9 protein-coding genes are annotated in these 13,555 nt (G+C 45.4%); 3 read left to right on the top strand and 6 right to left on the bottom strand.

The window, feature by feature from the left end; translation table 11 throughout:
- Positions 1-200 precede the first annotated feature (200 nt).
- Both AEST_RS16865 and AEST_RS16860 read left to right on the top strand, forming a co-directional pair.
- A complete protein-coding gene (locus AEST_RS16865; RefSeq protein ID WP_008610073.1) occupies positions 201-1,181 on the top strand; it encodes a glycosyltransferase family A protein in 981 nt (326 codons plus the stop codon).
- A 12-nt stretch (positions 1,182-1,193) separates the two neighbouring features.
- On the top strand, positions 1,194-2,132 hold the full coding sequence (locus AEST_RS16860) for a glycosyltransferase family 2 protein (protein WP_008610072.1): 939 nt from the start codon (positions 1,194-1,196) through the stop codon (positions 2,130-2,132).
- 199 nt (positions 2,133-2,331) lie between these two features.
- Here the strand turns inward: AEST_RS16860 and AEST_RS15035 are convergent, their stop codons facing one another.
- The 6 genes from AEST_RS15035 to AEST_RS15010 are packed head-to-tail and all read right to left on the bottom strand — an operon-like array spanning position 2,332 to position 10,542.
- Complete coding sequence (locus AEST_RS15035) at positions 2,332-3,771, bottom strand: oligosaccharide flippase family protein (protein WP_083840455.1); 1,440 nt, start codon at positions 3,769-3,771, stop codon at positions 2,332-2,334.
- A gap of 41 nt (positions 3,772-3,812) precedes the next feature.
- Positions 3,813-4,922, bottom strand: coding sequence for a glycosyltransferase (locus tag AEST_RS15030; protein ID WP_008610070.1), 1,110 nt, complete (start codon positions 4,920-4,922; stop codon positions 3,813-3,815).
- Positions 4,919-6,829 (bottom strand): asparagine synthase (glutamine-hydrolyzing), encoded by a 1,911-nt coding sequence (gene asnB, locus AEST_RS15025; RefSeq protein ID WP_008610069.1) that lies wholly within the window; start codon positions 6,827-6,829, stop codon positions 4,919-4,921. Before asnB ends, AEST_RS15030 begins: the two co-directional genes overlap by 4 nt.
- 4 nt (positions 6,830-6,833) lie before the next feature.
- Positions 6,834-8,243, bottom strand: coding sequence for an O-antigen ligase family protein (locus AEST_RS15020; RefSeq protein WP_008610068.1), 1,410 nt, complete (start codon positions 8,241-8,243; stop codon positions 6,834-6,836).
- 39 nt (positions 8,244-8,282) lie between these two features.
- Positions 8,283-9,335 (bottom strand): GNAT family N-acetyltransferase, encoded by a 1,053-nt coding sequence (locus tag AEST_RS15015; protein ID WP_008610067.1) that lies wholly within the window; start codon positions 9,333-9,335, stop codon positions 8,283-8,285.
- A 13-nt stretch (positions 9,336-9,348) separates the two neighbouring features.
- Positions 9,349-10,542, bottom strand: a complete 1,194-nt coding sequence (locus AEST_RS15010) for a GNAT family N-acetyltransferase (RefSeq protein WP_169313981.1) — start codon at positions 10,540-10,542, stop codon at positions 9,349-9,351.
- A 178-nt stretch (positions 10,543-10,720) separates the two neighbouring features.
- Between AEST_RS15010 and prsT the strand changes: the two genes are divergently transcribed.
- Positions 10,721-13,480, top strand: a complete 2,760-nt coding sequence (gene prsT / locus AEST_RS15005) for an XrtA/PEP-CTERM system TPR-repeat protein PrsT (RefSeq protein ID WP_008610065.1) — start codon at positions 10,721-10,723, stop codon at positions 13,478-13,480.
- Positions 13,481-13,555: the final 75 nt, after the last annotated feature.

The following is a 13,555-nucleotide window of genomic DNA, read 5'->3' as shown; positions in this document are numbered from 1 at the left end:
CATTTATCCCTAATTTATGCAGCTTAGTTTGGTGTCAATAAGCTGACACCGTTACAATAAAGACAATATTCACAATTGTATGGCATAATCAATGCTAACAAAATACTTTGTCTACCACTAAATTTTCCAACCAGAGCCTCGTAATTGCGCCCTAAACAAACAGCGCTTTTGGTTGGAATAGAACATGGCACTCAATACTTATGGACAAGAGAAGTTTCACTGCAGGCATCGTAATCCCTTTCTATCAAAAAGAAGCTGGAATTTTGCGCCGTTGCCTAGACTCAATTCGAAACCAAACATTTTCGGACAAGGTAGTGCTTGTTATTGTCGATGATTCCTCGCCGCTTCCAGCTGTTCAAGAGGTTAACGCAGCTTTATTCCCGGAAAACATAGAGATCGTTATCTTACGTCAGAAAAATGCAGGTCCTGGCATTGCTCGTAATAAAGGCTTTGATTACTTAGTGGAGCGCGGCGTAAGTTTTATTGCGTTGTTAGATTCTGATGACATGTGGGAACCTGAACACTTAGAGCGAGCTGCAACGGCCTTCGCATTAGATGCTGACATCTATTCATCCAATTGGATTTTAACCGACGATACGGATGCTTTTGCTGAACGAGGAGTGACAGTGGCACAACTTGAAAAGCATGAGGCCATTCCAAATGGCGGATTTTTGAGGCAAGGTCTTGTAGAGCAGGAGTGCTCTACTTCTACAATAAAATTGTCAGCTTTGGTGGTAACAGCAAAATTTCTACAAACGACTCGGTTTGATAGTTACTTACGCTATGCTAGCGAAGATAGACTTTTTATTCTGACACTTGCTATACGAAAACCAAAAGTGTTCTTGTCGCTTGTACCAGAAGTAAAAGCAGGCCGGGGCGTCAATATCTATGAGAGTGTTGATTACGGGACCCTTAGTAACTTCAATACTCTTAGAGATAAACTAAATGGAAGAATGAAAATGAAAAGGCTGCTTATGCAGACTCAAATGGAGCTTGCGCATTCATTTGATGCACAAATCGAGCGAACACGTAGAGCTTGCGCACTTAACCTTTATTCTTGTTTACGAAAAGGCCAGTTTTCATCAATTTTTTCATTTATCAGAATAGCCGCTAAAAATCCTGTTGTTTTGTTTTACTTAGTAACAGCTCCCTTTAGACGATTTTTTATGACCAAGAATTAAAAGGAGCTAAAGATGACATTCTTATCCATCATAATCCCTCTATACAATACAGAGCAATATATAGCCGAAACGCTTGAATCTGTCGTAACCCAGAAAGTTAATGATATTGAAGTTATTGTTGTCGATGACGCCTCAACCGACAAAGGCGCAGATGTGGTCCGTAATTATTGTATAAAATACGACTGGATACGCTTAGTTAATAATGAAAGAAGTAAAGGTGTGTCTGGAGCAAGGAATACCGGCATTAATTATGCCAATGGAGCTTACATAACTTTTTTAGATTCAGATGATATACTATTGCCTAATACTTTAGAAAAAAGAATTAAACTAGTGAAGATGCATCCAGAATTTAAAAATTTCTGCTGGGATTATACAACTTTTGAAGATGGCAAACCATTAGATACAAAAGGAAAAATACTAGGCAATGTAAAAATAAACAAAGCTTTACAATCATATAAGCATTCTGAGTCAGTTTATATTATTGAAAACCCAGTTTCTTTCTATCTTGATTTTACCTGCTTAATGTTGACAGGTACGTTGATTGTACAAAGCAAGCATGTCAAGAGAATTGGTTTTTTTGATGAAAGCTTAACACATTGTGAAGATACCGACTTTTGGTTTAAGCTAAGTATTGATCAAAAACTGCTCTTTTCTAAGGATGTTTCTATTGGTTACCGCAGTCGCTCAGGGAGTGCGAGTAAGGACCAAGAAAAGATTATGCTTGGGATTGTACAACTTAGAGATCGCTTACTGTCGAACACAGATTTTCACATCTACCGAAAGAAAATCATTGATAGAAGATTGAGAGATGTCTGTCAAGCTGGCTACGTGTTGAGAAAAAATGGTAGCAATAAAGCATTATTTAAAATTACTCTACAGCAAATCACTACGGGAAGAGTAAATATTCGGCTATTTAAAAACCTAATATCAATTCTTTTTGGAAAGAAATAGAATAAGAAACTTAATAAAATACGAACCCAACATATTTAAATAAAAAATTAAAAATCGATAAATAAGCCTAAAATCAAATGATAAACCAAGAAAAAATAGATAAGCGCAATTTTAAATTAATTTAAATTACAATAATAAAATATATGAGTTAAAACCCAAGATATACATTTAATAGCATTAGTAAAACACTTAACATAAATCATTTAAAAATTTTTAATTTTAAAAAATCTAAACTTTCTTTCATAGGATGCTTTGTTATAGTAACAAATAAAAATATAGCGAATGGAAGGTACAAAAAAACTAAAGCCGCAATTAAAAGCTCACTAAAATCCTCTAAGTTAAATACACTTTTAAAAACTAGCACGGGCGCAGCACAAAGCGCACCTAAAGTTAAGTTTAAAAAAACTCCTTTTAAGAAATCAATCACACTAAGATTTATAAGATATTTAAGTAGTAAAGTTAAAAAAATAAATTCAAAAAGTGCAGACGCCATGAAACCAATCGCAATATACTTAATGCCGAGATCATATAAAAAGAAACATGAGGAAATTATTAACGTAAAACATAAAACCTCTCTAGCAAGTAAAAAACTTGTCCTTCCCAAAGTAATTAACAAACCAGAAAATTGATAATGAAAAGCTCTTAATGCTGCCCATATCATTAAATAACTTGCAATTTCTGCGGCTTCATCCCACTGATTTCCAAAAAGAAGTCTTATCGCAGGCAGAGATAGAAGGGCTGCAACAAGAAGTGTTGGGGTAGCGATCGAATTAAAAAGTGTGCTTGACTTAACGTAGGCATTTTCAAGATTGCCTCCATTTCTACGAACTGATGAGAGGTAAGAAAAAGAAACTGCAGAGATGCCATTTCCAAGAGTATGTGAGATAAACTGTACAAATCCAAGACCTCTTGAAAATATCCCAACTTGAACTGGTGTTCCCAGCTTCCCTATAACGATATCCGGAAGCAGAGTATTAGATCTGTTTAATAAAGAGCCTATACTAGTCATTATACCTAATCTAAAAATAGGCCCCATATTTCTAAAAGAAGGAACATACTCCATCATTTTACTCTGAAAAATGAAATTTATTAATACAAACTGACAGATCATTGCAGCAAGATACCCTAAAGCTATAGAGTAATAACTAAAACCATTTAATATAAATATAACTGTAGAAAATAAGTTTAAAATAGAGCTCCATATTTTTATTTTCCTCTGAGAGGAAAAATCCATATCACGGGTTAGCAATGCATATGGAATACTAGTGTAAGGAGAAATAAAAAAAGTTAGTGATATAATCCAAAGCAAATACCTGGAATCATCAATGCCATAAAAACTTGAAACGTAATTGGCAGAAACAATTATAAAAAAACCGAGCCCAAAAGACATGATAATGGTAAGCCCTAGTGCTGATTTTATTTTTTCAGAACAAATAAACTTTTCTCTTATAAGATAGGCTCCAGCACCTAATATTTTGAACTCAGCAAGAATCATTGCCAAAGCACTTGAGATTGCATATATGCCAACCTCCTCAGGGGTTAACATTCTAGCAACAACCATTGACATGATAAGAGTAATGACCTGAATAAACATAGAGGTCATGCTTGAGTCCAATACTGCTTTTACTACTTTACTCATAAAAACTCGAAATCACTTCATTTAAAATAAAAAAGGTTTGTCTAATACTTAATAATAAAAGATCTATAAATAGAGCAGAACTTAGAAACCATTATCCTGTATTCGTATTTCAAATTAAAGTTATCAATACATTTAAAATAGTATTTATTCTCAGAACCTGCGGAAAATACAGACTTAATTGATTCAGACAAATTTTCTTTATTATTTTCTAAAATCACAACCCCTAAATAATTATTGTCAATTACTTCCGAATTCCCTCCAACATTTGAAACAATACATGGAATTCCCAAACTCATCGCTTCCAATAGAGTCATCGATGTACCCTCACTAAGTGACGGCAGTAAGAACAACTCCATTAGCGCCATATAATCAGTGGCCGGGCTTTTAAAACCGGCAAAAATAACACGATCATCAATTTTAAGTTTTTTGGTGAGTTGCTCTAAATTCTGACGTTCTGGCCCATCTCCGACCAACAGTAACACCAAATCGGGAAACTCCGGCGCCAGTAAGGCAAAAGCTTCCAGTATCATAGCCTGGTTTTTAATGGGGTCGAGCCTGGCAACTGTACCAATCACCCGCTGTCCGGGCTTGATACCCAGCTCTTGCCGCGCTTTGGCCCTGCCCTCTTCCGTGCTAACTAATGGCTCAATACCATTGTAGATAACATCAATTTTATGTTCCGGAATAAATTCATACTTTACTAAAGCGGCCTTTGTTGCCTTGGAAATGGCAGTAATCTTATAAGTGGTCGCGGCCATCAGTTTGTTAATCAGCCAGGCCTTATAACGGTAGCGGTCCGGATAAAAACGACCATGTTCAGTGAAGATCACTTTGGCTTGTGTACCTATAGCGGCAAACCAGCCATAGACCCAGGGCGTATACTGATGACAATGCACAATATCTATCTGATGCTGCTTGATTAATGTTCGAATCGCTTTAATTAGCCGCCAGTCAAAGCCGGGTTGCCGTTGCAATACATCAATAGCAATGCCTTGCTGCTGTAATGCCTGGCCAATAGCACCTACCGAGCCTTCAATTACACAAATACGATGGCATACTTGCGCAGGGTCCATCCCGCGCACCAACTGGTTAATCACCTGCTCGGTGCCGCCAATGCCCATATCGTAGGTAAGATGTAACACGCGTTTCATAAGCATACTGCCTGCCCGCTCGCTTCAGGCTGCATATAGTGTTGCCACCAGGCGGCAAACACCAGTAAGCTCCAAAGCTCCTGGGTATAACGAAAATCGCCGGCCTGATGTTGCTGCCACAATTGCTTTACCAGTGCCAACTTAAAGAAGTTGCCTAACCCTGAGTCTTTGGCGGCAAACAAGCCATCGGCAATAGGTTTTAATTCTTTGTTCAGCCAGTTGGCCAAGGGTACTGAGAACCCCATTTTTTTGCGGTACAGAATATCATTGCTTAGCCGTTGTTGCTGACTGAGTTTTAGCAAATGCTTTTTCTCTTTACCATGGAGCTTTAATGTCGCAGGCACCCGGGCCGCGAACTCCACCATCCGATAATCCAGTAACGGCGCCCGCGCTTCCAGCGAGTTCGCCATAGTCATTCGATCCACCTTAACCAGGATATCGCCGGGTAGGTAGGTTTTAATATCGGTATAAAGCACCTTGGACAGATGGTTATCACTGTCAGCCGCCTGATAAGCCGAAGTCGTCACTGCAGCAGAGTCGTAGCCTGCTAAAGCCTGCTGAAACTCTGGCAAACACAATTGCTGCCACAATTTTGGGCAGAAAAAACTATTGGTCAGAAAAAAGCCTTGCTCCGGCGTCAGAGCCAGGCTGCGTAACAAGGTATTGGCTTTGCGGGCGACCGTACCCGGTAACGCAGCTGCCAACTTGGCCAAGACTGCGGCCAGAGGTTTAACAGCAGTGGGCAAACGTTCGCGCAGCGCCTGCTCGGTTTGGTCAATGACATATTTGCTGTAACCGGCAAAGTTCTCATCACCACCATCTCCGGCCAGTGCTACTGTGACTTTTTTTCGCGCCAGCTCAGCAACAAAATAGGTCGGAACGAAAGAGGGATCGGCAAAGGGTTCGTCGAAATAACGACTGATACGCAGGAAGTTAGCCGTCACACTGGCTTTTACCGTAAACTCATGGTGGTCGGTAGCGAATTGTTCTGCGATTTGCCTGGCATAGTGCACCTCGTCATAGTCCTTGTCAGCAAATCCGATAGCACAGGTGGTAACCGGCGTTGCACTTTGCCTTGCCATACTGGCCACTACCGCACTGGAGTCCACACCACCGCTTAAAAAGGCCCCCAGTGGCACATCGCTAATCATCCGGATCTTCACCGCATCGTCCAGCAGCGTGCGTAACTCTGCGGCCAGTTCATCGGCCGGGGCTGTGCTGCTATGGTTAAAACTTAGCTGCCAGTAACAGTGTTCCGTGACCTTGCCATGTTGATACTCGAGATAATGTGCCGGCTTAAGTTTACGTGCTTGTTTAAAGATACTCTTGGGATCAGGCACATATTGATAAAAGAAGAAATCCTGTACAGCCTCAAGACAAAGCTCACGTTTAAAAAATGGTAACGGCAGTAAAGCCTTTAGCTCTGACGCAAATGCAAAGTAGTCACCATCCTGGTAAATATAGAGCGGTTTTTTGCCCAGCCGGTCACGAGCCAAAAACAACTTTTGCTCGGCTTTATCCCAAATAGCCAGCGCAAACATACCGTTTAATGTATTGAGTGCGGCCGGGCCTCGCAGCAGATATAAACGCAGCAGCACCTCACTGTCGGTATGGGTACTAAATTGCTCGCCGCTGGCGATAAGTTCAGCTTTCAGATCAAGAAAATTATAAATCTCGCCATTAAATACCATCACGTAGCGGCCACAGGGTGAATGCATCGGCTGCGTACCCGCTTCCGATAAATCCAGAATACTCAGCCGCCGGTGCACCAGCATAATTTTCTCATCATGCCAGCTGCTGCCAGCATCAGGGCCGCGATGCCAGATGGCCTCGCCCATTTGCTCGGCAAGTTGCTGTGCAGCACTGTCGCTTTCAGCAAAACGCAGATAACCGGCTAATCCACACATTGTGCTACTCCTTGATGGTTTTTGCGTTTTGTTGTAATTCAGGCAGCAAAGCCCTACGCTGCGGCTGTTTCATCCGCCCTGAGCCCGACGGTTTATCTGCTTGGGTTAGCTTTTCGCGTGCCAGATGTTGCAGGTAATAAACGTTGGCACTACTGGCCAGAAATAAGATCATCCAAAACAGAATTTCTGCGCGGGCCCGGTCGATAAAGGAAGCCGCCGCCAAAAAGCCAATCAGGCCGCATTCCAGTGCTAGAATTTTATGATAAATTTCCGGTCGCCCCTGTTTTATCACAAACTGCTTGGCTTTATGGCTTATGCGGAATACCGATACCAACATCCCGACAAAAACAGCTAATCCAAGCCAGCCAAAATCCCCCAATACCTGAAACCAGGTGGAGTGCGGTACCCGACGCTCAATTGAATAGTTGGTTTTGCTACGGTCCAGATAGGCACCACTGACCACAGTGTAGCCACCGATCCCCATACCCATGGGGTAATCTTTAATCATATCAAAGGTACCAAACCAGAAATGGATCCGGCCACGGCCATCTGCTCCACGCTGGCCTTGTTCATCAGCTTGTAATGTTCCCATCCGCTGCCAAAAAGTATCATCGGTTAGCGATACGGCCCCTGCCAGGCCAGCGACAACAATAGCCGCTGCCGTTAGCCGCTGCCGGGCTTTTTGCACCCTTGAGAACAGCATAAAACAAACAAATAAAGAGGCGCCGGCTAGTACACCCAAAAAGGCGCCACGACTATTGGCCAGCACCAGCACGTTCACGACAAAGGCACTGCAAATAAACACCAGAGCCCGGGTTTTCCAGTTACCCTGCCAGGCATAATAAATCAGGATCACCACCGCCGGTACCAAAGCTGCCGCTGCTAAATTTGAGTCGCCACTGGTATCGATCATACCTATACCCGATAAGCGGCCGCGGTTATCCCGGCCCATAGAGTGGCCATAGTAGCCGACATAGGATGCGCCAAGCAGGTACATCCAGATCGCAATATTTAATAACTTCTCGGTATTCAGTAGTTTATAGGCTACAAACATTACCACCACCAGGCGCCAGAAATAGCCGGTAAAGCGATCATGGGCGATGGGGTCAAGTGCATAAAAATAGGCAATATAATGCAGTAACAAAAACACCAGCATCCAGCGAAAAACCGGCTGCTGTCGCCAGGGGCTAAGTTTGCTGTACTCCTGATATTTGAAGGCCAGCGTCAGCAACATCATTATCGAAGTAATAAAGGAATAACGAAGCGCCGGAATTTCAGAACCCCACCAGCGATCTTCCGGATTCATCATATAAACGATTTGGTACAGAAAAAAGGCGGCAGCACCGTTATAGGCTAGCACAGCCAACAGACCACCGGCGTAGAGCAGAATAAAAAATATGGCAAACTTAGACATAATGCCGTTCCGTTAGCTGCAGCTTAGCTAGTTGCAAACTCATAATGAAATATACCCGCGCAACTGCCCGCCCAGCTGATTTGCCAGGCTCTGCGGCAGACACCGCCAGAGCTGTTCCAGAACTTTTCGGCTGCCACTGGTAGCCTTATCGCTTTGCAATAAGGCACTCCCCTCTGCAGAGCCGGGCTGATATAACTGCCAGTCCAGGGCATAGGGTTGCGCACCCCACTGCTGCTTAAAGCGATAAGTGCCTTCCCCCGGCGTGGAGCGCCCCATATCGAAGGTGGTAACTCCCCGATCTGCCAAATAGCTTTGTATCGTCCAGTATAACAGCATGTTTGGTGCTAAATGATTATACTCAGCCAAAGTGGACGCCCAGGGGATTACGGCCTGATTACCGTTTATCAGTATGATGGCGGCACCTGTAACTTGCTCAGCCAAGCGGACCAATACCACCTGCAAACTGCCAGGTGGATAATATTCAAGCAGGTACTGAAACCAGTCGGGATGGTGCGCCGGTGAACCGAGCCGGCGCATATTGCTGGCATAAATCTGGTAAAACGCCTGTATTGCGCTTCTATCGGTACTTAGCTCGGCGGTCAAACCATTTTTAGTTGCCTTCTTTATCTGGCTTCGTAGTTTAGGCTTATAACTGGCAAGTAAGGCATCCTGCCCGGCAAGCAGTTGGGTTATCATCCTTACTTTCGCCAGTTGTTCTGGCTGTGGGCTGATTTCCTGTGCTGAATGCCGCAATTCAACCGCGTTCTGCCCCAACTGCGCCCGGAAATTAGCCTCAAGCGAACGGTTTAGTTCGCTATTTATCGTCAATACACCGCTGTAATCGGCAAAGGGCTGTGAAATCACGCGCGGCCTTTGTAACGGACGTTTGAAGACCGAGTAGGGTAACAAAGCGATAATTTGCTTTGACGCACTCTCTCTGGCCAGCAGACAACCCGCCTGATGACCATAAACTTTTTGCACCGCGCGGCGCCAGCCACTTAAAAAATATGGGCTGGCATCAGCCGTCGCTGTTACTAAATCGTCAGCTTCACTGTCTGACGCTTGTACTACTTCAAGCTGTAACTGTGTCATGACGTTTTCCTGACTATCCTTGCTCCGCGCCCCGGCTATGGTAAGACTGTGGGAGCTTTAACGCGCCTTTTATTCGCCGCGCCAGCTGTTCCAGCCTCAGACTGAGACTATCCCGTTGCAAAATCAATTGGCACAGCTTGCCAGTATTCCGCCCCAGTTGTGCCTTATAGCGGGCATCTCCGGCCATAAAGTCGTAACAATCTAACCCGCGGGCGGCATAGTGTGCAATCAGCAAACTGTGACCAACCAGCCCTGGCTTTTGCTGTTTATCTGCAACAGGTGCTAACCCGGCCAGATAAAAATAAACACGCTGCCGATGGATAAAATTATAAAAGTAACCAAGAACTTGCTCGCCAGCTTTTAAACAGTGCAATTCCAACGAGCCCTGTGGCCAGTTATCAGTAATCAATGTCTGATGAAAGGCCAGAAAATCCGGATTAGCAAAACCACTGCCATCGAGATTGGCGCCGAACCGCTGCAGATGCCACGGCTTGATCGCCTGCCACCAACCCAGAGCCTGCTCAAGGGAATTGGGCTGTTCCAATTGCAGTTTACCTTGCTGCTCACTGACCCTGATCGCACGGCGGATCTGATACCGGGTGTTGCCCGATAGGGTATCCAGATAGTCTTTGCCGCTGGCTCTGAGCGCCACTAAATCCACAGCATAACAAGGCGCTTCCCAGCCAAGCCGGTAAGAAAGACCACTGGCGTTGAGCCAGGCCGGGCATTGTTGCTGTGGCAAGCCATTGATCTGCCATTCATCCCAATCGGTTAGCTCGGCACTAATACAAGCAATCATCGCGGCCCGGGTTGCTTCAGGAGCCAGCTCACTGAGCAGAAAATCGTTGTATTCAATCCAGATTTGGTCCTGTGCCAGCTGCCCGGTTTGTTGCAGCAATAATTGCTCTTTCCGAAATAGCCGGCGTCTGCTTGTTTGCTGACAAAGAATACCCAGCCCTAGCAGCTCGTCATGCAGCCTGGCTTCGACAACAATAGCGGTGGGTTTAAACACCCTGAGCCAGCACCCGATCCAGTGCCAGCTTAGGAAAAACGAGGCCTGACTTTTTTGCTCTAAAGCCTGCCAATGTTGCTGCAACAGCGGCAGATTGTTCAGGGGGTAAGTGCGGACTGAAATGTCGGTTTTACTGCCATCCATGACACTCTTTAACTCCTGAGATAACCTTGGGCCAAGCTTGCAATCTAACATCTCGGCTAACCCGGTTAGCATTCTGCTGACGCTTTATTTAATATGATGCTTGATTTTCATGCGTCGGGCAATATGATGTTGTGTAATTCGTCATACCTGTCACCGCTTGTTCTAAACTTAAACTCTGCGGCCCGGCTTTATGTTGGCCAGGCTATCCTGAGCAATGGAGAATGTTCACATGAAAAAGACCTGCCTGTCAGCCGCTATCGCCCTAAGCCTGTTGCTTAGTGGTTGCGGCGGCAAATCTGCCGAAGAGCATTTTAATGCCGGCACCAGCTTTGCCGCACAACAAAAACTGGGTGAAGCCATTATCGAGCTGAAGTCTGCCGTCGCGGCAGCACCGGATAATGCGGACTACCGCTTATTGCTGGGGCGCCTCTATATGCAAAGCGGTGATTATTTTTCGGCCGAGAAAGAGCTGGCCCGAGCCCTGGAAAACGGTGCTGATTTAAATGAAGTCGCACTGGATTTACTGCAAGCCAGTTTCCGCGCCGAAAACTACCAGCAGGTATTGGGCTTGTTTAAAGACGATGCCCGCTTAAATGAAAGCCGGCAGCAGTACGCAGCCCTATACCGGGCCCTGACCGAAATCGAAATGGGCACAGCTGACAATGCGATGCCCCTATTCGATAGTCTGGTTGAGTCAACGCAACCGGATATTCAGGCTTTTGCCCGGGCGATGCTACAGATTAAAAATAATGCGCCAGCCGAAGCCCTCGCGACCCTGCAACAAACCGCTGCGGACAGCCCTGCTATCCTCGAAATTAACTACTACAAAGCGCAACTGGCGCTGGCACTGGGCGATGACGAAGCAGCACTCGCTGGTTTTTATCAATACCTGCAACAAGTACCGACTGCCCTACGCACCCGTTTGACTGTGGCACAGCTGGAATTAAAAGCACAGCGTTTAGATAAAGCTCAGGCAGAGCTTGATCAGATCCTGCGCTTCGCTCCGGAGCATGGTTTAACCAACTATTTGCGGGCACTGGTAGCCTTTGAAAATAAAGACTTCAACAAAGCCAAGGAGCATATCGATAAAGCTATCGGTAGTCGTTTTAACACCACAGCCAGTCGGATTATGGCGGGGCTGATCCACCATCAACTGGGATTAAATACCCAGGCGCTGGCGCATCTGGCCAGTGTGCAATCCCAGCTGGGTGTTTATCCGCCGGCTCAGCGCTTGCTTACTGCGCTGCAGTTACAGGCGGGTGAGCTAACCCAGGCTGCAGGTTCTATCGGCAATGTTGAACTGACTGAGCAGGATGTTAACCTCGCTGCCGTTACCGCCTTTGAGCTGTTAAAGGCCGGTGAGACAACCTTAGCAAATGATATTTTAAAACGGATTGAAGAAGCGGGTCTGAATCAGAGCAGTGCCAATCTGTCGACACTGGGGCAGTTACGCCTGGGGATCCCAGAGCAGATGACTGCCGGTATCCGCGATTTAGAGCAAGCTTTGTTACTGGACCCGTCGCGGCACGATGCGCGCCTGACACTGGCAGCCAGCTATATCCGGCAGCAACAGTTTGACAAAGCGTCAGCCTTAGCTGATGAATGGCTAACACAACCGGATACCGCCAACGCCGGTTATAACCTAAAAGCTCTGGCAGCACTATTAACCGGTAAGCAGGATGAAGCCAGTACCTTATTAGCCAGTGCAGAACAGGCTGATGCGAAGAGTCCTTTTACACATTATCTGCAGGCCGCTATTGCCCAGCAGCAACAAGACTCTGCTAAAGCCATCAACCTGCTAACCAAAGCAGTGACCAATCAACCTGAGTATGTACCGGCACTTTTAGGTTTATATGGTTTGCAGCGGGCGCAGCAGCAAGATACGGCAAAAGTGGTTGAGCTAATTCGCAGCACACAGCAAAAATTCCCTAATAATCCGGCTGTTTTAGGTTTGCTGGTAAATGTGTATCAGTTTGAGAATAACCACGATGCGGTAGTAAAACTGCTGGAACCGATGCTTAGCAAACCTGAGCAGTTGACGCCTTTTGTGATGAGCGCACTGGCAACCGCCTATGCTGTGCAGCGTAAACTGCCGGAAACTCTGGCGATCACCGAGCGCTGGTACAAGCAGGATGAGCGGAATCAGCAGGCGGCTCTGGCCTACGCCAATGCCCTGGCTTTAAGTAACAAACATAAAGACGCACTACAAATTATCGATAACTTATTGCGCCGTACGCCAAATAATAACGACCTGCGTTTTATTCGTTTTGTGCTGCTGGCTGAATCAGGTGATTATGCTAATGCGCTAACCGCTTTCGAGCAGTTACCAAAAGAACTCTCCGCTACCCCACAAATGCAATTTCAGCGTGGTCGTTTACAGCTGTTAAATGGTCAGATCACACCGGGCTTGGCAACATTACAGGAATCTTACAATGCAGTCCCTGATCCGGTTACGGCGATTGCCATTGCTGAAGCACTGGCCAAAGACGTGTCGTTCCGGCGGGCGATCCGCTTTTTGGAGGAGCATTTTGCTAAACACGGGCAGGATCCAAGAGTCTATAGTTTCTACGGTAGCTTGGTACTGCAGGATGATATTGAAAAAGCGAAAGAAATTTACTTTGATATTTTCCAAAGCGACCCGGAAAACCCGCTGATTTTAAATAATTATGCCTGGATCCTGGCTGCCGGTGGCGAAGCCAAGAAAGCCCAGCCCTATGCCGAAAAGGCCTTAAGCAAGCTGCCGCAGCATCCGGATATCCTGGATACGTACGGCAAGATCCTGAAACTACAGGGCCAACATAAGGAAGCTATCGCCCAGTTTGAAAAGTCGCTGGCTGTGCGTCCCAACCACCCCGAAGTACAGCTGAATTATGCCGAGTCACTAATCGAAACCGGCAATAAAGCCAAAGCACGCGAAGTATTGCGCAGTGTCAACGCAGAATCTGCCGAACATAAAGCTCGCCAACAACAGTTATCAGCCTCTTTATAACACTTAATGCTGACAGCTTTCGCTGTCAGCATTCTTTACACAGCTAAATCCCTTAACCTGCAAGAAAATAAAAAA

The organism is Alishewanella aestuarii B11 (genome assembly GCF_000280055.1).
Taxonomy (GTDB): domain Bacteria; phylum Pseudomonadota; class Gammaproteobacteria; order Enterobacterales; family Alteromonadaceae; genus Alishewanella; species Alishewanella aestuarii.
Note: the sequence above shows the minus strand (reverse complement) of the source record. Positions and strands in the feature narration are given on the sequence as shown.

What these genes read in the sequence shown, in the direction of transcription:
- AEST_RS16865 (WP_008610073.1), top strand. Translation starts at nt 201, where the DNA reads ATGGACAAGAGAAGTTTCACTGCAGGCATCGTAATCCCTTTCTATCAA.
- AEST_RS16860 (WP_008610072.1), top strand. Translation starts at nt 1,194, where the DNA reads ATGACATTCTTATCCATCATAATCCCTCTATACAATACAGAGCAATAT.
- AEST_RS15035 (WP_083840455.1), bottom strand. Translation starts at nt 3,771, where the DNA reads ATGAGTAAAGTAGTAAAAGCAGTATTGGACTCAAGCATGACCTCTATG.
- AEST_RS15030 (WP_008610070.1), bottom strand. Translation starts at nt 4,922, where the DNA reads ATGAAACGCGTGTTACATCTTACCTACGATATGGGCATTGGCGGCACC.
- asnB (WP_008610069.1), bottom strand. Translation starts at nt 6,829, where the DNA reads ATGTGTGGATTAGCCGGTTATCTGCGTTTTGCTGAAAGCGACAGTGCT.
- AEST_RS15020 (WP_008610068.1), bottom strand. Translation starts at nt 8,243, where the DNA reads ATGTCTAAGTTTGCCATATTTTTTATTCTGCTCTACGCCGGTGGTCTG.
- AEST_RS15015 (WP_008610067.1), bottom strand. Translation starts at nt 9,335, where the DNA reads ATGACACAGTTACAGCTTGAAGTAGTACAAGCGTCAGACAGTGAAGCT.
- AEST_RS15010 (WP_169313981.1), bottom strand. Translation starts at nt 10,542, where the DNA reads ATGTTAGATTGCAAGCTTGGCCCAAGGTTATCTCAGGAGTTAAAGAGT.
- prsT (WP_008610065.1), top strand. Translation starts at nt 10,721, where the DNA reads ATGAAAAAGACCTGCCTGTCAGCCGCTATCGCCCTAAGCCTGTTGCTT.